The sequence below is a fragment of the Microcoleus sp. S13_C3 genome (assembly GCF_036700905.1).
Lineage (GTDB): Bacteria > Cyanobacteriota > Cyanobacteriia > Cyanobacteriales > Microcoleaceae > Microcoleus.
Genome location: NZ_JAUBPT010000029.1, coordinates 12,238 through 35,648 on the forward strand (window position 1 = coordinate 12,238; position 23,411 = coordinate 35,648).

Annotated in this window: 22 protein-coding genes and 1 tRNA gene; 14 read left to right on the top strand and 9 right to left on the bottom strand. The window is 46.3% G+C overall.

Annotated elements, in window-relative coordinates; translation table 11 throughout:
- Positions 1-812: hypothetical protein (locus QUA16_RS10780; RefSeq protein ID WP_333104530.1), on the top strand; the 812-nt coding region annotated here is incomplete at its 5' end.
- Positions 812-2,137: an O-antigen ligase family protein gene (locus QUA16_RS10785; protein ID WP_333104531.1), complete on the top strand. Its 1,326-nt coding sequence runs from the start codon at positions 812-814 to the stop codon at positions 2,135-2,137. The genes QUA16_RS10780 and QUA16_RS10785, both read left to right, overlap by 1 nt.
- Before the next feature lie 20 nt (positions 2,138-2,157).
- Here the strand turns inward: QUA16_RS10785 and QUA16_RS10790 are convergent, their stop codons facing one another.
- Both QUA16_RS10790 and QUA16_RS10795 read right to left on the bottom strand, forming a co-directional pair.
- Positions 2,158-2,457, bottom strand: coding sequence for a hypothetical protein (locus tag QUA16_RS10790; protein ID WP_006633230.1), 300 nt, complete (start codon positions 2,455-2,457; stop codon positions 2,158-2,160).
- 49 nt (positions 2,458-2,506) lie between these two features.
- Positions 2,507-3,118: a DNA-3-methyladenine glycosylase gene (locus QUA16_RS10795; RefSeq protein ID WP_333104533.1), complete on the bottom strand. Its 612-nt coding sequence runs from the start codon at positions 3,116-3,118 to the stop codon at positions 2,507-2,509.
- A gap of 20 nt (positions 3,119-3,138) precedes the next feature.
- Here QUA16_RS10795 and QUA16_RS10800 point away from each other — a divergent pair, with 20 nt between their 5' ends.
- Complete coding sequence (locus QUA16_RS10800) at positions 3,139-3,261, top strand: hypothetical protein (protein WP_006633228.1); 123 nt, start codon at positions 3,139-3,141, stop codon at positions 3,259-3,261.
- Positions 3,262-3,433: 172 nt separating this feature from the next.
- On the opposite strand, the gene QUA16_RS10805 is transcribed toward QUA16_RS10800, so the two are convergent.
- Positions 3,434-3,952 (bottom strand): pentapeptide repeat-containing protein, encoded by a 519-nt coding sequence (locus tag QUA16_RS10805; RefSeq protein ID WP_333104535.1) that lies wholly within the window; start codon positions 3,950-3,952, stop codon positions 3,434-3,436.
- Positions 3,953-3,998: 46 nt separating this feature from the next.
- Positions 3,999-4,181 (bottom strand): hypothetical protein, encoded by a 183-nt coding sequence (locus tag QUA16_RS10810; protein WP_333104536.1) that lies wholly within the window; start codon positions 4,179-4,181, stop codon positions 3,999-4,001.
- Between the two features lie 285 nt (positions 4,182-4,466).
- Here QUA16_RS10810 and QUA16_RS10815 point away from each other — a divergent pair, with 285 nt between their 5' ends.
- Both QUA16_RS10815 and QUA16_RS10820 read left to right on the top strand, forming a co-directional pair.
- Complete coding sequence (locus QUA16_RS10815) at positions 4,467-4,970, top strand: hypothetical protein (protein WP_333104537.1); 504 nt, start codon at positions 4,467-4,469, stop codon at positions 4,968-4,970.
- Positions 4,971-5,078: 108 nt separating this feature from the next.
- Positions 5,079-5,519, top strand: a complete 441-nt coding sequence (locus QUA16_RS10820; RefSeq protein ID WP_333104538.1) for a translation initiation factor — start codon at positions 5,079-5,081, stop codon at positions 5,517-5,519.
- A 157-nt stretch (positions 5,520-5,676) separates the two neighbouring features.
- Here the strand turns inward: QUA16_RS10820 and QUA16_RS10825 are convergent.
- From QUA16_RS10825 to QUA16_RS10845, 5 genes are all read right to left on the bottom strand, one after another.
- Positions 5,677-5,761, bottom strand: a tRNA-Ser gene (locus tag QUA16_RS10825).
- A gap of 34 nt (positions 5,762-5,795) precedes the next feature.
- Positions 5,796-6,713, bottom strand: coding sequence for a TIGR04168 family protein (locus QUA16_RS10830; protein ID WP_333104539.1), 918 nt, complete (start codon positions 6,711-6,713; stop codon positions 5,796-5,798).
- 291 nt (positions 6,714-7,004) lie between these two features.
- Complete coding sequence (locus QUA16_RS10835) at positions 7,005-10,235, bottom strand: RNaseH domain-containing protein (RefSeq protein WP_333104540.1); 3,231 nt, start codon at positions 10,233-10,235, stop codon at positions 7,005-7,007.
- 201 nt (positions 10,236-10,436) lie between these two features.
- Entirely contained in the window at positions 10,437-13,850 is a 3,414-nt protein-coding gene (locus QUA16_RS10840) for a pPIWI_RE_Z domain-containing protein (protein WP_333104541.1), read from the bottom strand.
- Positions 13,840-15,354: a restriction endonuclease-related protein gene (locus QUA16_RS10845; protein WP_333104542.1), complete on the bottom strand. Its 1,515-nt coding sequence runs from the start codon at positions 15,352-15,354 to the stop codon at positions 13,840-13,842. Before QUA16_RS10845 ends, QUA16_RS10840 begins: the two co-directional genes overlap by 11 nt.
- A 337-nt stretch (positions 15,355-15,691) precedes the next feature.
- Here QUA16_RS10845 and nadA point away from each other — a divergent pair, with 337 nt between their 5' ends.
- The 9 genes from nadA to QUA16_RS10890 all read left to right on the top strand — a co-directional run bounded on the left by nadA (position 15,692) and on the right by QUA16_RS10890 (position 23,284).
- Complete coding sequence (nadA, locus tag QUA16_RS10850) at positions 15,692-16,660, top strand: quinolinate synthase NadA (RefSeq protein ID WP_333104543.1); 969 nt, start codon at positions 15,692-15,694, stop codon at positions 16,658-16,660.
- Positions 16,661-16,861: 201 nt separating this feature from the next.
- Entirely contained in the window at positions 16,862-17,479 is a 618-nt protein-coding gene (locus QUA16_RS10855) for a TIGR04282 family arsenosugar biosynthesis glycosyltransferase (protein WP_333104545.1), read from the top strand.
- A gap of 418 nt (positions 17,480-17,897) precedes the next feature.
- Positions 17,898-18,614, top strand: coding sequence for a TIGR04283 family arsenosugar biosynthesis glycosyltransferase (locus tag QUA16_RS10860; RefSeq protein ID WP_333104546.1), 717 nt, complete (start codon positions 17,898-17,900; stop codon positions 18,612-18,614).
- 114 nt (positions 18,615-18,728) lie between these two features.
- The gene (locus QUA16_RS10865) at positions 18,729-19,238 is read left to right on the top strand and encodes a photosystem I reaction center protein subunit XI (protein ID WP_333081456.1); all 510 of its coding nucleotides are present in this window, start codon (positions 18,729-18,731) and stop codon (positions 19,236-19,238) included.
- Positions 19,239-19,295: 57 nt separating this feature from the next.
- Positions 19,296-19,412: a photosystem I reaction center subunit VIII gene (locus QUA16_RS10870; protein WP_333042098.1), complete on the top strand. Its 117-nt coding sequence runs from the start codon at positions 19,296-19,298 to the stop codon at positions 19,410-19,412.
- A 337-nt stretch (positions 19,413-19,749) separates the two neighbouring features.
- Positions 19,750-20,304, top strand: a complete 555-nt coding sequence (locus tag QUA16_RS10875) for a hypothetical protein (protein ID WP_333104564.1) — start codon at positions 19,750-19,752, stop codon at positions 20,302-20,304.
- A gap of 138 nt (positions 20,305-20,442) precedes the next feature.
- The gene (locus tag QUA16_RS10880; RefSeq protein WP_333104547.1) at positions 20,443-21,330 is read left to right on the top strand and encodes a hypothetical protein; all 888 of its coding nucleotides are present in this window, start codon (positions 20,443-20,445) and stop codon (positions 21,328-21,330) included.
- 105 nt (positions 21,331-21,435) lie between these two features.
- On the top strand, positions 21,436-22,086 hold the full coding sequence (locus QUA16_RS10885) for a DUF2996 domain-containing protein (protein ID WP_333104548.1): 651 nt from the start codon (positions 21,436-21,438) through the stop codon (positions 22,084-22,086).
- A 376-nt stretch (positions 22,087-22,462) separates the two neighbouring features.
- Positions 22,463-23,284: a sigma-70 family RNA polymerase sigma factor gene (locus QUA16_RS10890; protein ID WP_333104550.1), complete on the top strand. Its 822-nt coding sequence runs from the start codon at positions 22,463-22,465 to the stop codon at positions 23,282-23,284.
- The last annotated feature ends 127 nt before the right edge of the window (positions 23,285-23,411 follow it).

Below are 23,411 nucleotides of genomic sequence, written 5' to 3' on the forward strand. Positions count from 1 at the left end.
CACCCAGCCCGCGTCCAGCACCAGCACCCAGCCCGCGTCCAGCACCAGCACCCAGCCCGCGTCCAGCACCAGCACCCAGCCCGCGTCCAGCACCAGCACCCCGTCCGGGGGGGCGTCCGATTCGGGCGGTTCCCAGTTCTTGGATACCAAACGCTAATGTCTCGAACTTGCGAAAAAGCTCACTTTTTGAGAGCAGTAGCAAAGCTAACACTGACTACTTAACAGCATTCAGCATCGACTTACTCGAAGACTCAGAACTATCATCAACAGCCAATAGTTTGAACCATGCCAACGTAGCAGGCGTCAGTCGTGATTTGCTAGAAAATCCAGAACTATCATCAACAGACAGCAACGAAAACCAAGTAAGTTTAGCCGGCATCAGCAGCGACTTACTGGAAGACCCAGAATTATCATCAACAGACAACGATGAAACTAATGCAGATATAGGAGGCATCAGTGCCGACTTACTGGAAGATCCAGAACTATCATCAACAGACAGCGACGAAAATAACGGAGACCTAGCAGACATCAGTGCCGACTTACTGGAAGACCCAGAACTATCTTCAGAGGATAACAATTCTGAGCGAGTAGATTTAGCAGGAATCAGCAGCGACTTACTTGAAGACCCAGAACTATCGTATCTTGACGATACTCTCACCGCACAAACTCAAAAAGTCTCATCTAAAAATACCGACGATGACGCACTCCCCGCAGAAGCCGTTCCCGAACCAACTACCGGATTAGGAACGCTATTTGCTCTAGCTGTATTGCCTGTAATTAAAAGACTCAAAAACCGGAAAAACAAAGATTAATGAAAACCCTCTACACCATCCTGTTTGCCCTCAGCATCATCCTCATCAACCCCTGGGGAAGCAGCCGGGGCCTCATCTGGACTTCCCCCAAAGTATTAATTATTTGGCTAATAGTAGGAGTCAATCTCGCCCTCTTGTGGGAACAAAGAAAAGCCCTAACCATTCCCAGACAGTGGAAAATCTCGCTAATACTGTGGACAATATTTCTATCAATCGGAGCTATCTCCACTCTACAAAGTCCTTTTCCCTTAACCTCTTTCTTCGGTCAAGACCAAATGGGAGACGGCTGGCTCTACTGGTTGTTAATCGCCGCCTTCACCCTCAGCAACAGCTTGCTCTTAACCATACACCCGCAACTCATAAATTCCCAACTAAAAGGACTGCTAATTGGCGGCATGATCCTTTCTCTTAGTATCTTCCCCCAAATCATCGACTGGCGGATCGACTATACCGCCACAATGGGGCAAATTATCAGAGCTGATGTCCTAGCCAGCAGCATTTTTCAAGGACAGCAACCAATAGGATTGTATTCCCATCGCGGTCACGTAGCCATAGTTTTAGCATTAATAATAATTACTGCTCTTGTCGGTTGGTTTTCGAGATTTACCACAACTAAATTAACTGTAATTACTTTGGCTTTAACTGTTCCCGCACTGCTGCTAACATCTACCCGAAGTGCTATTTTAGCTTTGATGGTTGCCAGTGCCTATTTGCTCCGAGGCAAATATTACAAAATCCTTGCAGGCATTGCTCTTATCGGTGTAATTGCTATTGGCATCATGACTGTCACCAGGCCGCTGGATTGGAGCAAACCGACCATCGCCCAAATCATGTCTAGCCGATCGCCGATGTGGACTCTCTCAGCCCGTGGCATCAAAAAACGCCCGCTATTTGGATGGGGATTTGACGGTTTCGGCATTGCCTATCCCTACATCCGAAATCCTCAAGTAACTCCGATTGTTGTAAATTTAGACGAGTTTACTTACGACTATATTAACATAAAAGCTGAAATCAGCACTAGAGAAATTCCTACTTACAAAGCTCACAATTGGATTCTGGATACAACCCTATCAGTTGGCATCTTAGGGCTGCTTGCTGGCATTGCAGTTTGGGGATATTATGTATGTTTAGCCATGAATTCGTATCTGCGCGGTATTGAAGCAGTTGCTATTGCTTATTTCATTTTTACTTTCACTTGGTTCGACTGCGCTCAATACGCACATATTGCCTGGTGGACGATGAGTCTCGCCGCAGTTAAATCTGCTTCTGCTACTCGTTTTTCTCGTTTCCGGGCAGAGCCCGGGCAATTACCAATTACTAATTAGCAATTACCCATTCCCCAATCTTACATTTCCTGCATTAACCGCAAATAGTTTTGCCGCATTTGCGTCATATTTTCCATCATTCTATTAGCCATATCTTTCTCAACATCGCTCATTTGTTGCCAAAATAAAGCCGATCGCCTCGCCATAATTGCTTCTTCCCATAGCATCTCCAAAAGTTGCGCCGCCATTGGGTTTTCAGCATCGATAATCCCACACAATTGCTCGAAAGCCCGGTTGGCTTCGGTGTGAGTGCTAACATCCTGAACCAGGCTTAGGCATTTTTTCAGTTGTACGATCGGATTTTCAGAAGAGTAAGCCATAATTTCACTAAGATAAGCGACAAAATTTACACTGATACCTTTGACATTACTAGAGTTGTGACACAGCCGTAGAGTTCCCTACATACCACCGCCAAGGCAAATCCATGCCTTGAGAAATCCCGATCCGCGTAGTTTGCACAAAATTTATTGTACCCTCCTCCACAGCTTGCTGAAAGTGCTCGCTCCGGTGTTCCAACCGCAGCGGTTGGCCGGAACCCAAGGGAAAACCGCTTAAAGTTCGATCGATATCCAGTACCTTACACAGTTTCCCAGGCCCGGCGGCGAGGCGCGATCGCTTCTTCTCAGGAATTCCAGCGAACCCCTTGGGAACCACATCTACCTGCAAAGCTCGAATCAGCACAGCACTAGCAACTCCCTCCACATCCGTCACCACGTTAAAACAGTGATACATCCCGTAGATTAAGTAAACGTAGCTCATACCCGGAGGCCCGAACATCACCTCATTGCGAGAAGTGCGCTTTCGGTAAGCGTGACAAGCGGGATCTCCCGGGCCGTAAGCTTCGGTTTCGACAATAATTCCCCGAATCGTCTCGCCGTCAGGAAACTGCCGCACCAACGAACATCCCAGCAAATCTGGCGCTACGCTGGTAGATGGCCGCGCCAGCCAAAAAGATTCTACAATCTGAGTATTTGCACTCACTCAACAACAGCAGGTAAATTATGGACGTTAAGTTAGTTTTAGCAGTCTTGACAGCAGTTTTCACCGTTTGCTGTCTGTTCTTCGGTACAAAAAACGGATTCTACGATACTGACAAGTATCATGGTAACGGTTCTGCTCACTAATTTTAGGCGATTGTTAGTTGCTTAAAAAAACCGCCGCCTGTCAGTCAGGCGACGGTTTTTTTTTATGAACCACAGAGGCCACAGAGGACACAGAGAAAGAGAAAAGAGAGAGCAGAAAGAATGAAAAGAAGTTGACAAATGATGAGACAGCAGATTGCTGTATTTGCTGCAATTAAGGATGAATTGTGCCATCTGGCATTTTAGCTTCTTGCAAGCTAGCATTTGAGAAGTCCGCGCATCCCATGAGGTTGAAACGCATTGTGGCTCCTCGATCCGTTGCTTTCATATTGAAACCAACTACTGCATTTTCTGGGTTATTCTGTTCTGGAACAGCGGTGACATTAAAATCCATATTTGCTTCTTTTTCATTAGCCTCAAGGTTGAAAGTGATGCCAGCACAGCCCAAATCAGCTCCCGTCAGGTTGGCTTTATTTAAGTTGGCATTTTTGAGGTTGGCATTGGCTAATTTGGCTCCTGATAAGTTAGCACCTTCTAAGTTGGCTCCCTGCAAGTTGACTCTTTGCAAGTCTAATCCTTTTAGGTTGGCATTGCTGAAATTGCATTCGGGACACTGTTTGGTTTCCAGCAATTGCTTGACTTGGTTTTGTTGATTTGAAAAAGTTAGATATTTTGCCGCAGTAAATATAACGGCGATGGACAATCCAGCAGTAAATAAATTCTTTAATTTCATAAATATCCGAAAAGCTTCGGGGCTTTCTATCGCGGTTAATAGATCTCTACAGTAGGGCGATCGACCTCTCCAGAATTTCCAAAACAAAATTGTCTGCATCTGAGTAAAACAGTCCGGTCCAATTAAACACCGCTGGACTTATAAATCCCGCCTCCTTTTCCTCGCCAGTGCTGCTTTGAGCTTCGCACTCGTCCCGTCCGTCTGCTTCACTTTGCTTTGAGCCCTCCACAAACGGAATTTATTATTACCCGAAGGCGCCATTGGCATATACCTGCGGATATAAATAAAAGAAACTTTATTTATATCCCTGGAAAGAGGAAATTTTCGAGAGACTTGAGGATAATTAATGTAGAAACGCAATACTGTAGCTGCGCTGTAAATTTCTTAGCAACTACTTTTTTGGTCAAAATTGCTTTGAGAAATTAATTTACTCTAAAAACAGTTGGCAGCAGCTCAGGTTCCTTAACCTCGCCAGAACACACCCTACTTATAATCCCGACAATTCGGAGCGGTAATGAACACAATCAAACCCGAACCCCAAAGATCGCGCTTCATGGCTCTGCTGCTGACAACGCTGCTGACCTTTCCCTTTTTGAGTGCTTGCGGTTCTAGCCAGCAAAATTCCGCTCCCCCGCCTCCTGTTGACAACTCTCGCGCTGGAGGAGTGCAAACTAATCGGGGTTCCAATCCTTCGCCACAAGCCAAAAAAGGACTGAGCAATGCTCAAAAAGTAGGGATTACTTTAGCAGGAGCAGCCGCCCTTTACTACATCTACAATCAGCACAAAAATAAACAAGAAAAGGGGCCGCAGGGAAAACATTACCTTTCCAAAAACGGTCGCGTTTACTACCGTGATGCCCAGAATCGCCCGGTCTGGGTAACGCCCCCGCCTGAAGGAATTAAAGTTCCGGAGTCCGAGGCCGTGCGTTACCGCGAATTCCAGGGGTACAACAACCAAAATACCGGTCGAGACCTTACTACCTTGCCGGAAGCTACAAGTCCTGTTCCCGCACAGTAGTCTAAGCATTTGAGATTTTAGATTGCAGGTTCCGTGACTTTCAATTAAATCTGGGATTCCCAATCTAAAACAGTCGTTTTTCAACACATAAAAAAGAGGAACTTTATCATGGTAGACGGATTTTTGCGGAAGTTAAAAGATGCGATCGTCGGGCCAGACAGCGAGCAACTCGATCCTGATGGCAATTACCAAGATGCCTCCAATGCCGGACAGTACGGCAACGTGACTCCAGCCAGCCAAGACCCCTATGGCGACCCGGCTGAGTACGGAGAGCTCGGCAACGTGACTCCGGCAAGCGAAGACCCCTACGGCGACCCGGCTGGCTACGGAGAGTACGGCAACGTGACTCCAGCAAGCGAAGACCCCTACGGCGACCCCGCAGACTACGCCGGTACAGACTACGGACAGTTCGGCAACCTGACTCCGGCCAGCGAAGACCCCTACGGCGACCCCGCAGACTACGTAGCGGATGCTGGAATGTTCGGCAGCGTGAGTCCGGCCAGCGAAGACCCCTACGGCGACCCGGCGGATGAAGAAGGCTTTAGTTAACTCAGTTAGCTAGAAAAATTACCTGGTAAGCAACAGCACCCCTGCGGGGGTGTTTTTTTGTTGCGAAATACCAAGAGTGAGCGAAAGATGAGCACAAAAGCGAACTCTTGAGGGGAGAGAGAATCTGAAACCCTTAACGGACAAGAGAATTGTTAAACGGAGAGGGTGGGATTTGAACCCACGGAACCTTGCGGTTCACCTGATTTCAAGTCAGGCGCATTCGACCACTCTGCCACCTCTCCTGGCGCATAAATTTTATCATACCAGCAAATGTCTCTAACTACAAATAGCCGCAGATTCAGCGCGCCGATAAAGAATTTGTTCTCTTTCTACCCCGAAATCTTCGCCTACCCATACCAGAGACACTTCCGACACTGCTCCATTTTCCAGCAGGACGATCGAGAAATTCCGCAGTTTCGAGCACTCTCTCTCCACAATTCGCGGTACGCTGGCCGCATTCAAATAAACTGTACCCTCCGCACTCACCTCCAGCGACTTCCGCAACTCCTGCTTCGTGTGCCGCAGTTTGTGGTGCATATGACCAAAAGTTACTAGAGGTATGTGCTTCCCAGAACTCCGAGTTCGATCGATCGCCTCCGCAAAATCCGGGTCGCCCCAATCCCCTCCCAGTGGCTTCCAATCTCGCCCGCAGGGGTCTTCAGGAGCCTCTCCCAGCCCCGTCGGCCCCGTGTGACCCAAAAAAATCACATTTTCGCAATCGGCATCCGCTGCAGCCCCTGCTATGCGCCGCGCCGACTCCTCAAAACTTTCTACCCCAAACCATTCCGAGTAAAAATCCCCGTACTTCCACTCCGATCCCCCCCAAGTAAACGGGCGGCTTCCCACCACAGTTACGCCCAATTCTGGAAAATCACGCTTCCCGTAACCGACGTGAGCTTCTCCCATTAAATCTAACTGCTGTTTTACCCAATTTTCTTGAGTGCGATCGTAAGGGCACTGACTGCGGCCCCACTCTGTCGCCGTGTACCAAGCGTCGTGGTTCCCAAACACCGCTGCTTTCGGAATGTCCAATTGGGCGATCGCCCGCACCACCTCCACCGACTCATTGCCAAAATCCCCCACAAACAGCACCAAATCAACGCCCAGATGCTTCAGGGCCTCGCCGTCTTCAGGTTCCCAGCGATCGTGAACATCCCCAACCACCGCAATTTTGATAGATTTAGCCTCATTCATGTGATTTGCGTTCGTTCGTTCGATCCCTTACCGCTTAAAAATTCCTACTAAACTTACCAATTTTCGGCAAATCCAGCCTTCACTAATTATACAGTGCAGCCTCTCCCAGGGAATTGGAGATTTGAGATTGGAGATTTGAGATTTGCTCAGCTTTCTTCATCTTTCACTCCAGGGCGCAAAAATTCTCTCCCCCTTTGACATGAGAAGCGATTGGCCTGAAGTTAAGCCCGTTAATCACCGACTCCAACGCCATAAAACTCAAGCGAGTCGGGACAGAACCCCTAGACTGAATTATTCCTCCCTATCAGGTTCCCCCGACCTTTCTTCATCTTCAATTGCAAATTCGCTGATGTAATCTCGCACGACACGCTCGAAGAACAGGGTGGCCGGTAAGCTCGACCAGTCGCTGTAGTGACCGAAACCATAGCGCAGAGATTCAACCAGTGCAGCAAGGCGATCGGGATTGTCATTTTCTTGTCGCAAGGTAACAACAATCTCAAGGGGATTGGGAGTTGTCCACTGACCCAAAAACGGCGGTTTGCTTGCGATTTGGTCAACTTTTAATTTAGCTTTATTTAAAAGTTTGCCTTTGGACTCATCAGATTTCTTGGCAGCTTCGTCAACTTTTAAATCAGCATTATTTAAAAGTTTGTCTTGAGAATCATCAGCTTTCTTGGCACCTACGTTAATTTTTGTTGAGCGATAGCAACTTTGACCGCGTAATTTACCTGGTTTTTCATTTCGTACAGATAGATAAGCAACACAACCCGTTTGATTAGTTGCGCTTAGTCGAAATAATCCCTTTACACTAGAGGCTGAAGGAATTTCAAGGGTTGAAGTCAGTTCTTTTTTTGTCCGCGTATCTTCCAGAGAAGTTTCTGTTAAATATCGGACTTTTTTATCGATAATTCCAGGGGCGAGGTCTTGGCGAATCCGAATTATCCGCGCGCCTTTCCATTCTTGCTCCATATGTTCGTGCAAGGGGCTTCCCGACTGGGTTTCAAAATTAATCTGATTTGCATTCATTTTAGAATCGGCAAGCCAAGACCAAAGTTTCACGCAGTTGGAAGAATCGATCGTAACTAATGGTTGATTTCCCTCCTCTACAGAATTGGAAATAATCTGCTTGACAAATTCCATGAAACGATTCCGACGCACATCTTCTTTGTCAGCCAGTTTCACGGGGGAGATTTGGGAAATGAAGGCGATCGCATCAGAAAACTTGCTCCAAGGACTGATTTGTAAACTATTCCTATCATAAGCACAGCACAGTTCGCACTCGCCTGTCTCCACGTTGAGACGCATAGCAACTGGTAAAAATGTCTTCTCAATAGAGCCGCGAGTGCGACCTTTCTGTTTGCGGACGATCGTAATCCCAATAATTTCTTTTGGTCTGGCTTCTTGAGGAGTATCTTTTAGCCATTTGTCAACCTTTTCTTTGACATCATCAATGCGGCCAGAATGAGCCCAAAGTAAGTCTTTTAGAGCCGCTTGCACTCGATGGGAAAAATTATCGAGGTTGAGAATATTTTTGTCCTTACTTTTTTCAATCGGTAGCAGAAACTGCACGCAAGAACCAGCGATTTTAGCCAGTGCTTGACGGGATGAGGGTTTATTCACCGAATCGTCATGTTTGTTGTCTGGATACCATTCCCGTGCCATTACCAGGCAAAAAGTTCGCTGTTTGCGTAAAGCAAGTTGTTGGACGATCGACTCCCAGGCTTTTATGCGGTTTTGCGATCGCTCTTTCGCTTTCAAATTTGCACCTGGCAATGACTCTCTCGGCCCGTGAGTGTTTGCTGGCAAACGATTAGCCATGAGTTCGATCGCATCACCCCAGAGAACTGGAATCATTGCTTGCAGCAGTTTCACTTCGGTTTGGCATTGTTCTTCGTAAAAGACAACAAGCAACAGTCTTTCGTTAGGATATAGCCGACGCATAGCTTCCTGGTTTGCCTGAATCATCGCCTTGAGTTCTTTTAATTGACAAACCAATTTAAGGGCTTTTCTGCCTTTTGCAATATTATCTAAATTGGTATCAAGGTGTTTAGTGAGCAAGCTGTTTAACTCATTGTCCTCAAAGCTTTCTAGATATTTGGGAGTCAAATCATAGCAGTCGTCTTTTTCGAGAACTTCTAAAGCAGCACCTAACAGAGTAGGCAAATTAATCATGCGTGAAGCTGTATCATCTAATTTGTGGCTTTCACCTCTCTTAAATTTTACAGGATAGTAATTATCAAAAGCTTTAAAACCGATAGGTTCAAGAATTGTGGCTATCGCCTCAAAAGCTTCTAATTTATCAATTTCCGGTACACCAGCATCAATTCCGTGTTTTCCTTCTTGCAGTCGGTTGCGGTAAGTTAATACTACTTTACAGCTATCCGTTGAAGCTTTCCCCAAAGCAATTTGGGAACCATCAATATTTTGACCGTTAGGGGTTTTCAGCGGGAGTTTTAGCTTGCCGCGCAAGGCTTCAAAATCTTTATCGATCGCCCAAAACCAATTTTTCTTTTTGTCGGGTTGATTTTTCTCAGGTTTTTCGGAATCGGAAAGCACCGTGTAGCGAAAGGTGCGATCGCTATAATCATCAGAAAAGACAAAGCCGCTAATATTTGCTGAGTTATAGCGTGCAGGTTGTAACCCACTTAACCAGCGGCGTTTGGAAACATCTATCTTCAATAAAGGCTGGTGCAAAGAAGGATAGGTTACAACTTCTAAGCGTACCACCAGACTGAATGTTCCTGTAGTGTCGGGTAGAGTAATGGGATCGGTAATCAATTCTGCCATCCCAGTTGTGAGGCTACCACTGCTGGAAATAACCCGCTTCATTGTTCCTAGCCCCTGAAAAATCTCTTTTCCGGCGATCGCACGAGCTGCATAATCGACTAACACGCGATAATCATAATTGTTGCTGTGTTTTGTAGTTCCTGTATTTGGATTCCATTTCCAAGGTAAAACTTGAGACTCAGACGGAGTAATTGTTAACAACTCCTTTCGATCGTGCAAATCTTCCAAACGGTCGATAACTTCCACTAGCCCATCTTCTTTTTCAGCAAAAGGTTTTAGGAAATTTGTTATCCACTCGTTGATAATTGGGCGTAACGCTTTCTGGATATCTTGTGTACTTTCGGAATTTAAGTAAGCAAATGGTTCCGGCTCATTTACACTTTTAGAATTCAACGAATAGTTACTCAAACCTACATTTAACTGAATCCGTGCGGCACTGTCAAGTCCTACTTCTAACAAACCTCGCAGCGAGGCATAAGGGAGATTTTTGATGGCTGAATCGCCCTTGCAAGCAGCTTTTTGGATAGTTAAAAGCTCATGTAAAGCAGATTTTGTCCAACCTAGTGTCAAGCCTTTGACTGTTACTGGCTCGATATTATCTGGCACGGTAAAAGCTAGGGTAATTTCTTTCAGACTCTTATTCGCAAGAGGAATGTAAAGAGTGTCTGAAACCACAGTAGCTTCAGTTTCTTCGTCATCATCGGATTCGATTTCGTCAAAAATGTCGTCGTTCATGGTTGCATCTCCAATAATAGTGGTTTCCTTTATAGTCCTGGACGCATGGGGGCCAGAAACCGGGTTTTTTTACGAAAATATTTCGTTACAGCCCGTAGATTCGGTAAAAAACCCGGTTTCTTTGGTCTGAGTGCGTCCAGGACTGCTTTACTTCGCCGTCGCGATCGAATTCAATTTCGTCCAAAATTTCGTCGTTCATGCTTACATCTCCAATAAAGGCGAAAAATCATTAAAATCGTCTTCTTCCTCTGTCAAACCTTCTGAATCGCGTAAACTTTCCGGGTAAACTATGCCATTAATGCGCCGCAGGGGCTCCAGAAATGCACCGTAAAGTTCTTGATAAATTTCTCGAATCACTGGATCGGGATGCTTGACGCATTCTTCTAAAATAATTCGCATCTGAACTAGCATACTGTCCCGCCCGGAGTCAGGTTCATTTTTAGTAGATTTAATTGCCCAAGCTGCATCGACAAAGTAAACTTGTACGGGACATCCATTTCGCATCCCGCGCCCAATTGTTTGCAAAATCCCAACCATCTGATTTGCCGTAAACGGTTTAAATAAATCTTCACCCAAACGGCTAGCCATGAGAGGTTCGCGTAACAGCCGATTAGCCGTTTTCCAGAGTAGTTTTCGGGACTGTTTCCAAGTATTATAAATTGCTGGCAAGTCTTCGGATTCAGTAAAAACTCGACTGTCAAATTCTTGGGTAGCTTTTCCGGCTAGACTGTACAAAAGTTGCGTATCGTCAGTCGTGGGGTGGGGACGGGTGAGGAAATAAATTGTACCAATGGCTGCATCGAGTTGCCTATCTCCTTTGGTGAAAACAATATTTACGCCTCTACCAATTGCCAACATCGGAAAAATGATAATATCGCAAGTTTCATCATCTCCTAAAGCCTCGCACTGAGCCGTGGTAACGAAATCAGTGGGTTGCTCTCCGTTTTTGAGAAAATTAACAACTGCTTTGGTTCTTTTGCCGATTTCTGGATGGTAATCGTTGATAAAATTCTTAACGTTCCGAGCTTGTTCATAGCTGTTAACAATTAAGGCAGCTTTGCGGTAAATACCATGTTGCACGTCAAAGTTGAGGATGGATTTGTAAATTTCAGATTTCTTGGTTCCTCCTTGCACCAGCGCGTCTACCATTTTTTTTAAATTACGATCTCGCAGTTCGCCTGCACCGCTATATCGGAGAGGTTCATCGCGCGATTCGCGATCTGGCAGCCATTTGAAGCGGTAAATGCTCTTTTTGGGAGCGTGTTCTGTTTGCCGCGGTTTCAGCAGATAATCCGGCCCAGAGTTAATGTGATAAGCAGGACTTGCTTCGAGAAATGAGGTAGCTGAAGTCATTAAAACTGCCGGCCCTGTCAGTTCGCCATCTGCCTTAAATAACTGATGAAAACGGTGCATTAACATCCGAGGCGCGCCCACAAAAATAATATAAGACAGTTCCACATTTCGGGCTTGAGAGCGAGTAGTTTGTGCCGATTCACAACTGTATTTCACGCCCGAAAAAGACCCCAAAATATTCTCAGGAATCAGTTGTCGCAGTTCCGGTGTTGCCGTTGATTCGACAATCGGTTCCCGAATCAGTCCTTCTGCTACCATTGTTCTAGTTTGCGGTACGATCCGCTGATAGCCTAAAATCACGAAAGTAACGCAAACAAGTAAGGTAATCGTATCCTGATCTTCGCCTGATGCAGTGCCATCCTTAAAACACAAAGGCAAAAACAATTCGGCAATTTTTTTGACTATTTTATCGCGCCGTTCGATCAGATTCTCCGCTAAATAACGACGAAAATAAAGAATTTGAGTTTCCCATTGCTGTTTGAGCGTGTCGGCGTTTATTCCCAGCCTTTGAGCGCACAGATCCATGTTTAGCCGATCGTGCGGTTCAATGCCCGTGCGATCGTAAAAAGCATGGTAAGCAGCCGTTTCCCAGAATTCTTTCAAGGCTCGACTTTTGCTAAATCCCTGTTTGACTTCCTCTTCGTCAAGGCGATCGCGTTTAGAAGTTTTCTCAAAGCCATCCAACAAATCGCTGACTATTCTCAGAACGGTTAATAACTGATTCTCATAGCGTTTGCCGACTGGCGATGAGGGCATATTTTGAACGGCAGTAATTAATGATGTGTTGTGATTGCCAAATTCTGCTAGATCGCGGCTATAAAGTTCTACATCTCGATCGAACAATCGATAATTTTCGCCGCGAGCAAAACGATTGTGAATTTGTTCTTGAATGACTAAATGGATAGAATCTGCCGCACCTGAAAGCTTTAAAGTTGCAGCACCGTAAGCATCCAGATTTGATTGCACCATATCTGCTTCGTCAAAAACTACGACATCGAATGTCCGGGCAATTAATTCAAAATAACGAATGCGATCGCGAATGGCATGGGGTGGTACTTCAGTATCCATTGAGAGAACGTGGCCGACCCAAATATCGGCATCTAGCAAATCGCGGGGTGCTTTGTGGCGGCCGCACATCGTCCAAACCGGACAAAGATACTTTTTCATTTGCCCTTTTTTGCCACCGCTTTGTAAAATTTCGTTGCAGGGTGCATAACTAAATCCCCACATCGAAGTATCAGCAGTAGAAAACGCAGGTAAGACGCAATTTAAGCCAAAAACTTCTGCTTGTTCCAAACTATAGCCAAAGCCGCCATTTCCTCCTGATGCTGCGATCGCCTCGGCAATATTGTTAGCGTGTCGGCGGCGAGTTCCATCGCTTTGACCGACTAGCATTCCCACTTTAATTTCATGAAATGCTAGTTCTGCCATGTACTGTCTGGCAACTTCAATAGAGGGAAACACAAACATCGCTTTATAACCGCGTTTTCCCAACCATACAGCTATCAATACGAGCAAAGTTGTTTTGCCCGATCCAGGCAGTCCAATTAAGTGCTTGATGCCTTCTAATTCGATGACTGTTTCTTCCCGCAAACCCTGACCAATTTCTGGCACTTTAATTGCAAAATGTTCAAACCGTTGTACCCAGCTACCCCGTCTTTTTTCAGGGTGATTTGCTTCGCGTTCATCCATCTCAACTGCTAACTCGTACAGTTCCGCAAGGGGAATGCGGATTTTTGCTTTCGGCAGGCGATCGAGGGAATGGGTGCGGCGCGGCGCAAGTGGGGCTGCGATCGACCCAATTGGCACTCTCGCGGCTGTTGTTTCTTCACCTAAAGCAACGGCCATTTGCTGGCGGGGATCGGCAAAGGTGGCGCTGTAAAATTGGTGTGCCAAAGGCTGGCCCAGAATTTGACGTGCTTGGGCAATTAAAGGGTCTTCTAGGGGGTCTGTGCGTTGAAAGTGAAGTGTTTCTAAGTTAATTTTATAGGTTCCTTGAGTTTTGTTGCGGTAGTGGCGATCGTTATAAATAGCAACGGCGTGTTTCACTGACTGTTCTGTCACGTAAGCCAGCGACATCAGGCGCATATTGAAAATGGCTTGGCGGGCTTTTGTCAACGCGGGTGCATTGATGATACTCGCCATTCCCGATATCGTTAAAGGGGCATATTCTAGGGAATTAGTCTCAATAAATTCTGCCATCAAGACACACAGCCAGCAAATGCGATCTATTCCCGTCCAGAAATCTGGTTTAATTCTCATATTTGATTTTCTTTAACAACTGTATGACTTGTGAAACAGACAGAATTTCGAGAGTAGCAGGATCGCCTTTTTTATCGATCGCTGACTGGAAAGTAGAGAGGTAATCGGGCCGCTCCTCAATTAATTGGTCGCTGACGGCAATGATGCGGCGGCGGTAGTGAATCAGCCCTCCGATGCCAGTGCGGTTGAGGCGCAAAGCAAGGGAGACAGGACTGGTGTATGACTTAGCATCAATACCAATATTGCGACCGTTAATTGCTACATCGCATAGGTCTGATTCTGGGTAAAGTTCGGCATCTAGTCCGTTTTTTATGGCAGCCTTAAAAATTGCTAATTCGTCGATCGCCGGCCCAGTCCAATAGGTTAAAATTTGCGGTTGGGCAATCAGCAATCGGTCTTGGTTTGGGTCTAATTTCTCCGAAACTTTTGCTGTTGAGGAGTTGTGACCGAGGCATTGGCGAATCGGACATCGCCCATCGGGAAAAAGTTCTTTATTGGGATAGGGGCGCATCAGCGTACCGCAATACGCGCAGCGATGAGCGTGTCCGTCAATTAACCAGACATCCGGCACGCTATCAAAAAAGGTGTCAACAATCATTCCCTGTAAAGGGGTTAAATCGTTATCACGTAAATACTCTAAGAGTTGGTGTTCTCCGATGAGCGATCGGCTGCCAAATAGCGCTCGCAAAGCCGTATAAGCTTTGTGCTGGCGGCGAATTCCCAATCGTTCAGTTGCGTCGCGCAACCGTTGGTACAGGCGGTGTTCGATGATATTATCTTCGCCAAAAGTGCCTTTACTGTTGGCAATTACTGCACAATCTGGGGTTGGCACTCGCAAGTCTGGATCGATGAGAATTACTTGACCAGAGTCAAAATCGGCGTGACAAAAAATATCTAATTCCCACTTATTGAGGGGATATCTAGCACGTTCCAAAACGGTATGCACGCAAGCCGCGCGATCGCTTTGTCCGGATTCGATATACAGCCTGCCCAACTTGCACATAGCCCGATAAAGTTCCGATGGCATACTATCATCGTCTTGGCGAACGATGTCTCGATTGAGAATTCTTGTGTATTGTCGCAGAATTCCCTGGGCCAGCAATATAACAGTATCTTCAGCCAGATCGATCGTGCTGGCGTGTCCTGTGGGTAATGGCAATGTCGTTGTTTGCATTTGTGGCAACCAGGTTGGGTCTTGACCATCAGCCTCGGCAAGAATTTGTTGCTCCAATGTTGCGTCTGGGAATGAGGGTAAAACTTGAACGATCGCGGCCAGTGTCCAGCCTTTCTTGAGCAAAAGTGCTGTTGCCAGTCCTTCTAAAATCTGCCGAAACCGAAATTCTTGACCTTTCGGCTGTGACAGGAGTTGCTTGGATCTCCACGATCGCACAGTTCGTAAGGCTGGTGGTTCCACAGATAGCCCAAGCTGCTCAATCCGTCGTTTTAGTTCTTTTGTCAGAAACTCAGCAGTTCCCTCCCACTGGCGATCGTCTTCAAAGTACATAGATGTATAAAACCAACCACTTTACAGCGTATACTGATTATAGTAAACGATGTAAATAAAGGATGTCAATAGAGGCTACTCAAAATACTCGTGGCTCAAGGTAGTCATTTACCTGTGAATATCTTGCGGGATAAAGCTTTCAGTCTAATTAGAGTCAGGTAAAAACTTAGCTGAGTCCACCCTTGGATCGCAAAATCTTGCTCCCATTGCCAGTCAGTCGGTTAACCTATGGCAAATTTTCTACCTCTGGCCCAACTGCCCACCGTTTTTGGTGAATTCAACTATAATTCAAAATACACTTGAGTCCAGCCCGCACCTTCCCCGGAATATTCTAACTGTGTTTACCACCGCACCTGCTCCGAACTTTACTCAAACCCGACTGCCCCACGACTTGTTTGCAGCCATTAACGCCCTCAAACAAGAGTTAAACGCCGTCATTCTCGCCCACTATTACCAAGACTCCGAGATTCAAGACATCGCAGACTTCATTGGCGACTCCCTAGAACTTGCCCGCAAAGCCGCCAACACCAGCGCCGAAGTCATAGTTTTTGCCGGAGTTCATTTCATGGCCGAAACCGCAAAAATTCTCAATCCCGACAAATTAGTGTTGTTGCCAGACTTAAATGCTGGGTGTTCCCTCGCCGACAGTTGCCCTCCCGAAGCCTTTGCAGCTTTCAAAGCCGATCGACCAGGACATTTAGTAATTTCCTACATTAATTGTACCGCCGCAATTAAGGCAATGAGCGATATAATTTGCACCAGTTCTAACGCAGTTAAAATTGTCAACCAAATTCCCGAAAATCAGCCGATAATTTTTGGGCCCGATCGCAATCTCGGCCGCTACGTCATGGAACAAACAGGCAGAAACATGGAAATCTGGCAAGGAGCCTGCATCGTCCACGAAAACTTCTCAGAAAAAAAGATAGTTCAACTCAAAATCGAAAATCCCGAAGCCGAAATAATTGCCCACCCAGAATGCGAACCTCCCGTGCTGCGCCACGCCAATTACATCGGCTCCACCACCGCTTTGCTCAAATATTCTCAAGCCAGTTCCAGCCAAGCTTTTATTGTCGCGACTGAACCGGGAATCATTCACCAAATGCAAAAGCAAGCTCCGCACAAACGCTTCATCCCCGCTCCTCCCAACAATAATAGTTGTGCTTGCAACGAATGCCCGCACATGAGATTAAATACCTTGGAAAAATTGTATCTAGCTATGAAAAATCAAACCCCTGAAATTACCATGCCCCTAGATATTCAACTAGCAGCTTTGCAGCCGATCCAGCGAATGCTAGAAATGAGCTAACGGTTGAGAGTTGACAGTTGTCAGTTGACAGTTGACAGTATTTTAGGATGGGTTGAATCCACGGATTAAATTAGTAATCATGGACGCGAAAAAACCGGTTTCTCCGAAAAATTGCGGATGCTCGCCACAGAAACCGGGTTTTTAGCCCCGCCTGCGTCCAGCACTGCATTAGGTCATTTCTTTAAAAATTAGGGACAATCGATGATTTTAGAAAAACTCATTGTTTTCACCCGCTATCCCGAACCTGGAACAACCAAAACTCGACTAATTCCGGTGCTGGGAAAAGCAGGTGCTGCCAACCTTCACCGCTTGATGGCCCAACGGACGATCGCCTGCGCTCTCTCTCTCGAAAAAACCCGCCGATTATCGGTAGAAATTCACCGAGCCGGCGGCAGCCAACAACTGATGCAAGAGTGGTTGGGAAGTGATATTTATTGTGAAAATCAAATAGACGGTGATTTGGGCGCAAGAATGACAGCAGCGTTTCAAAAGTCTTTTAATTCAGGGGTTGAGAAAACAGCAATTATCGGCACTGATTGTCCGGGTTTGAAAGCAGAAATCATGGCACAAGCTTTTGAGGAATTAAGCCAGCACGATGTAGTTTTGGGCCCGGCCAAAGACGGAGGTTATTATCTGATCGGGCTGCGGCGAGCGATACCGGAATTGTTCGGTGGCATTCACTGGGGAACCAGTCAAGTATTGGCTTGTACGCGGGCGATCGCCCAAAAGCTCGATCTCAATATTGCTTATCTTCCCACTCTTGCAGATATCGATCGACCAGAAGATCTCCTCGGTTTAGATATTAATATGTTGAAATAACTAAACTCTATTTAACCGTTATAAGTTATTATAAATTGTCATATATAATTTGAGAAAAATACTTGATTGTGAAACCAGAACGTCATAATATAGTAATTGTATTTGTCTAACCAAATGCTGAATCTCAGTAGCAGTTAGACAGCGCTTGGGACAATAGTCCCAGGCGCGAGAAAAAGCCAAAAATTACCAACTAAATTAGCAACTAACAGATCGGCTTTGTAGAAAACCCGCCCTGCCACATGAAACCCCAATGTCGGCGCGGCCCCGGTGTAAAAAATGAGCAACTAATAGCTTGGTTTTTTACCAAACTCTCCCACGTTAAGGCCCAATGTAGGGGCGAGCCCGGTCTCAGAAATTGGCCAAATAACAGATAAGCTTGGTACAAAACCCCTCTCTCTCACGGGGTGCTTAATGCTGTATGTCGCCAGAAAATCCCCATCTCAAAATTTCCATTATCATTCCAGTCTTAAACGAAGCACCTACAATTGCCTCAGTCATCTCCACCGCCCTTGAGGCCCAAAATGTCGAAATAATTGTCGCCGACGGCGGCAGCAGCGACGGTACTACAGACATAGCAAAATCTTTGGGCGTCCGAGTTATCTGCACCGCCCCAGGTCGCGCCACCCAAATGAATGTAGGTGCCGCCGCCGCTACTGGAGAGATATTGCTGTTTCTCCACGCAGACACTCTGTTGCCTCGCGGGTACGACTCTGGCGCACGTCGGGTACTAGCTAGCCCGTCCGCCGTAGCGGGGGCCTTTCAACTCAAGATTGACGCCCGCAGGCTCAGCCTCCGGCTGGTAGAAACAGGGGTAAACTGGCGATCGAACTTTCTGCAAATGCCCTACGGCGATCAAGCTATTTTCCTCAACGCAGTTACCTTTGACAAAATCGGCGGTTTTCCCGACTTGCCCCTGATGGAAGACTTTGAATTCGTGCGGCGGTTGAAAAAACAAGGCCGCATTGAAATAGTACCCTACGCTGTGCTGACATCCGCCCGTCGCTGGCAGCAGCTTGGGGTGATCAAAACCACCGCCATTAATCAAATAGTAATCATCGCTTATTTCCTGGGAGTGTCGCCCGATCGACTCGCTTTCTGGTATAAGAGGCAAAAGAAAAATTCTTCCAAAAACTAAAGAATAGTGAACTTTTCTAAAGCTCGCCGTTAATTATGTAAATAGGAAACACCTCCCTGCGTAAAATATGACTTGAACGCCTCAACTTTTACGCACAGCGAGGAAAAAGAGAATATGGCCGATCCCAGAGATGCAGAGCTTATTAAACCCTTTAACGGCGACCCCTTCACGGGTCATCTAGCAACTCCCATCAGTGCTTCTGATTTCACAAAAGCATTCATTGGGAACTTGCCCGTCTACCGGAAAGGACTCTCGCCCCTAATTCGAGGTCTAGAAATTGGTTTGGCACACGGTTATTTCCTCGTCGGCCCCGAAATCGTCTTCGGGCCACTGCGGGATTATCCTGAAGCAGCTAATCTCGGAGGATTATATACCGCCCTCGTGTTAGTTCTGCTTGGCACACTAGGTATGTCTGCTTACGGTTTAGTCTCTTTCAAACAAGACAACACCAGCTACCCTAGCGCTAATCCCATGACCCCTGATGCCCTCAGAAATGCTGAGGGGTGGAGCCAGTTTACCGGTGGTTTCTTCATTGGTGGAATGGGTGGTGTCTTTGTTGCCTACTTCTTACTCGAAAACTTTAACGGCGTTGATGCCATTTTCCGGGGTTTAGTCAACAATTAGACTCGACTGCCAAATATCCCTGTTGGAACACACTAACTTTAGTTTGGAGAATTTGATATGACAGGTTCCTACGCTGCCTCTTTCTTGCCTTGGATTTTGATTCCCCTAATTACCTGGGTGATGCCGGTTGTGGTAATGGGTTTGTTGTTTATCTACATTGAAAGCGACGCCTGATCCTTACCCCTAAAGTAAGACCTAAGTGGGAAAGCCGAAGTAAGACGATGGACGAACAATTGCTCTGAAATTTCTAGATAAATCTAGGGAAAATCAGCAAAAATTGTTTTTAGATTGCTGGCTCTCAGAAAACTTAGTTTCTTTACCCCCATCCCCAGACTTGATCTGTGGAGCAATCTTTCAGTTTTCTTCCTTCAAAACTCGTAATTGCAAAAAAATCCTCTGCCTGCAGGTAGAGGATTTTTTTGCAAAGAAGACAAATCATCCGATCGGGGAACACAAATTGCCAAATTCTGAGCCACAATTGTTATGGAAACCTACTAATGAGGAGACAGCGATGCAATTTTCCCCCGCTCGCCGAATTTTAGCTCCATTCCTGATCTCGGTACTGCTGTTAGTGACCGCCTGCGGTCAAACCCCAACCCAATCACGCTGGGACAAAGCCCAGCAGGAAAGCACCCAAAAGCCTGGTAAAGCACAGCAGACAACTGGTGATAAATCAAGTGCTAGTAATCAAAACCTGCCCAAGAAGGCAGTTGCAGGCGGTAAGTTAAATAAATACTTCCCGGCTTCTGGCGGTGGATTCGATCGCGTTTTTGCTCAAGAAAAATCCGGTTTTGCTGAAGCTAAGTTGAACAAAGACGGTAAAAATGTCGCGGTGCTCTCGATTAACGACATCGCCGGCAACCCCAACGCCGGTGCAAAATTCCAACAAAGTACCAAGCAAATTGCCGGCTATCCCGCCATTAATCAGGGTGCTAATATCACCGCTGTTTTAGTAGCAAATCGCTATCAGGTGAAAGTTCAATCCCGCAATCCCTCTTTTACCGCCAGCGATCGCGAAGCTTGGCTGTCAAAATTTAACCTCGGCGGCCTCGCCCGCGTCAAATAGCAATGTCTCTTGTCACACTCCGCGCCAGACTCGAGTCGGGCGCTATCAAAACTAAGTTTGCCACAAAGAGAGTTTGAAGTTTTTGCCATCTGCCAAAAGTAATACCTTTGATTTTCGTTCCAGCATAAGGAGTTTTTTGTGAGCAAAACAGTCTTTGAATTAGTGGATCAACTGCCTCAAGACAACATGACTGTCAAAGCCCTGCGAGCGCTTGACTTTGTGGTTCCCGGCGAGTGGAACAATTTAGTGGGCTTTGAAAATACCATTCGCACCGTTACTGGCGAAACAGACGAAGATTTGATCCAGCAAATTGGCGAGCGGGCCATCTACCTGTACAACGATAAATCTGAGGGCTACCAGCGCGCTCTCTGGCTCTACCAAACTATTGACAGTGCCGACAAGGCTTTGGGCACTGCCGCCCTCGCTAACAAAGTCTCCCAAAATGTGCCGTTTTTGTCCATGCTCGGCAATCTCACTCCCAAGCCGGAAAAAGCTCAAACGATCGACCTTTCTCTGAAGTTAGTCACTGAGTTGCTCGCTTTTTGCCAAATCAACGGCATTCCCGGCGACAGCATCGGCGATTTTGCCGCATCCTTGGGTGACTACGGCGGCGAATCCCTGATGCGGATGGCTGCTTTGGTTTGCTTTGATGGTTTGATTCCCCTGGGCCCGGACTTTATCATGGCAACTCAGTCTTGGATTCAGAGACTCTCCCCGAACGATTTGCAAGATAATTCGGTCTTTCAGTCGATCGGCGGCATGATTCCTGGGGGCTCTCCCGCAGGCCAACTCGGCTTTATCGGCGAAAGCTTTAACTCGGTTTCTGGCTGGATGAGCTCTTTTGTGAGCGATCGAGGTTTGACTCCCCAAAACGTACTCGGCCACTTGCAGAATTTTGTAGATATTTCAGCAGACAAGGTGGACTACGTGGGCGCATTCCTCGACATGACTACCAACTATTACGAACACACCGGTGTTCAAACTCTCGCCCGCCGTTTGATTGAACGAGCTGTCGCTGAGATTTAGAATAACCAAAGGAGTTGTGATGTTTGCGGGCGATCGCCCTGTGAGAGTGTTTTCAGTTCAAATTTTTTTGACTAGCCATTCTCTCAGGTTGGTTTTCGATAAAATGTGTGCGATCGAGAAAGTCGATCGCCCGCTTGCTCAACTCCCAACTCCTTACCCAGTCACTTTTACCAGGAAGCGTTAATGTCAGAAGAACCGAAAAATCCTACCGCTGGCGAATCGGAAACTCCCAGTGCGTCGATCGAGAACGCCCCGAGTTCCGACACAGCCGAGACAAGCGACTTCCCCAGCACTGACAAGCCCCAGGCGGCTGCTAAAAAGCCCGCAGCCAAGGCCGAAGGCGACAAGCCCCCAGCTAAAGCTAAAAAGGAAAAAGCACCTGCTGTTGAAGACAAGCCCTTTGCGGAATTTATTCAACAAGATTATTTGCCCGCTTTGCAAACTGCTTTGACTAAGCAGGGCGTTAAGGATTTAGAGGTGAGTTTTACCAAGCAAAAATTCCCCGTTTTTGGGATGAGTTCCGCCGGGGATTGCTGGCAGGTAATTGGTAAATTCCAAGAAGGAGAGCGCCAATTTAACCTGTATTTTCCTCAAGAAAATATTCAAAGTCAAAGAGCCTTTTCCTGCGCGGAAAATAAGACAAAAACCAGCACTTTAGAGCCTTTTTTGATCGATGAGCGCAAGGTAACACTAGACCTCATGGTGTTTGGCGTCGTCCAGCGGCTTAACGCTCAAAAATGGCTAAATCTTAATTAACCTGAGTTCGGGATAAGAAGAGGGGGGGACAATAACTTACTCAAAGTCAACCCCTACTCCCCTTCTTAAGGCAGGGCTGTTTCATTCTCACCAAAAACATGAATTTTGACTGTTGTAGTGCCAAGAGTGTCTACCCCCGACCTAGAGGATTTAATCGGCAGATCAGACCAAGAGGGCCGGCACTCTTGGCACGGCCCCTACCGAGAATGAAACTGTCCTGCTTCTTAAGGGGGATTTAGGGGGATCTGGACTCAGGTAAAAACGAGATTGATCACAGGCTTTCAGGCGATTGTTGACACCAACGGGATCTTGGAGTATCCCTACGGGGAAGCTCAGGATAGGCTGGTGTACTTCATAAATGTGGAATCTCCTGTAAATGGAAAGCAATAGCCATAGAACTCAAAAAATCAGGTCATCTTCTCAATCAGTGGCGGCATCAATCCTGTGGGATGAAACTGAAGATAAAAATACAATTTTTTGGCAAGAATGGCAGGCGCATCAAGATTATCTTTCCCATTGCTGTTTCAAGTGGATGAACTCAAACCCAATCGATGCCGAAGAAGTATTGAGTCAGGCAATGCTTAAAGCCTGGAATGAATGGCAAAACTATGGAAGTCAAATTAAATGTCCTAAAGCTTGGTTAACTCAACTTCTCTATAACTTCTGCATAGATTTGCATCGAAAACGGAAACGAGATGCACTAATAATTAAAAACATAGACGAGATTAAACTTGAAGATTATCCAGCACTTTATTCTAACTTAGGATTTACTGAACCTAATATTATAAACCTAGAATGGGAGGCATATATCTACCACAAAATTGACTCCTTGCCTCTCAGAATCCGCGATACTTTTGTCTTATACCACTACCAAAATAAATCTTATCAAGATATTGCCAAGCTATTTCTATGCTCTGAAGAAAACGTCCGCAAATGCGTGAGCAAAGCCGGACGTATTCTGCGAAGGCATTTAACCAAATATCTTGCCGGTGAAGATGATACTCGTCTAAATTCTTCCTCGCCCGCCTTAAAGTTGGTAATTCCTTTGCCAGAAAAGTCTCAACCCCAATGCAATTGGGAATCACTAATTCCCCCAAAAAGCCAGGATGAAGAAATTAGCTATCAAGTCACCGTACTATGTCTGGAAAGCTTATCACATTACTTGTACAGTTCCGTCAATCCTCTGGCCTGGAGATGAAAGTGGCTGGAGTCATACAAATTGGTCTTTTCAATGACATATTTGGAACCCCCCCAGCCCCCCCTTATTAAGGCTACGGTGTACACACAAGCTTAGTAAGAGAGAAAACTCTTGTCCTCCCCCTTAG

Coding starts and splice junctions, on each gene's coding strand:
- QUA16_RS10785 (WP_333104531.1), top strand. CDS start 812: ATGAAAACCCTCTACACCATCCTGTTTGCCCTCAGCATCATCCTCATC.
- QUA16_RS10790 (WP_006633230.1), bottom strand. CDS start 2,457: ATGGCTTACTCTTCTGAAAATCCGATCGTACAACTGAAAAAATGCCTA.
- QUA16_RS10800 (WP_006633228.1), top strand. CDS start 3,139: ATGGACGTTAAGTTAGTTTTAGCAGTCTTGACAGCAGTTTTCACCGTT.
- QUA16_RS10805 (WP_333104535.1), bottom strand. CDS start 3,952: ATGAAATTAAAGAATTTATTTACTGCTGGATTGTCCATCGCCGTTATA.
- QUA16_RS10815 (WP_333104537.1), top strand. CDS start 4,467: ATGAACACAATCAAACCCGAACCCCAAAGATCGCGCTTCATGGCTCTG.
- QUA16_RS10820 (WP_333104538.1), top strand. CDS start 5,079: ATGGTAGACGGATTTTTGCGGAAGTTAAAAGATGCGATCGTCGGGCCA.
- QUA16_RS10830 (WP_333104539.1), bottom strand. CDS start 6,713: ATGAATGAGGCTAAATCTATCAAAATTGCGGTGGTTGGGGATGTTCAC.
- QUA16_RS10835 (WP_333104540.1), bottom strand. CDS start 10,235: ATGAACGACGACATTTTTGACGAAATCGAATCCGATGATGACGAAGAA.
- QUA16_RS10840 (WP_333104541.1), bottom strand. CDS start 13,850: ATGAGAATTAAACCAGATTTCTGGACGGGAATAGATCGCATTTGCTGG.
- QUA16_RS10845 (WP_333104542.1), bottom strand. CDS start 15,354: ATGTACTTTGAAGACGATCGCCAGTGGGAGGGAACTGCTGAGTTTCTG.
- QUA16_RS10855 (WP_333104545.1), top strand. CDS start 16,862: ATGATTTTAGAAAAACTCATTGTTTTCACCCGCTATCCCGAACCTGGA.
- QUA16_RS10860 (WP_333104546.1), top strand. CDS start 17,898: ATGTCGCCAGAAAATCCCCATCTCAAAATTTCCATTATCATTCCAGTC.
- QUA16_RS10865 (WP_333081456.1), top strand. CDS start 18,729: ATGGCCGATCCCAGAGATGCAGAGCTTATTAAACCCTTTAACGGCGAC.
- QUA16_RS10870 (WP_333042098.1), top strand. CDS start 19,296: ATGACAGGTTCCTACGCTGCCTCTTTCTTGCCTTGGATTTTGATTCCC.
- QUA16_RS10875 (WP_333104564.1), top strand. CDS start 19,750: ATGCAATTTTCCCCCGCTCGCCGAATTTTAGCTCCATTCCTGATCTCG.
- QUA16_RS10890 (WP_333104550.1), top strand. CDS start 22,463: ATGGAAAGCAATAGCCATAGAACTCAAAAAATCAGGTCATCTTCTCAA.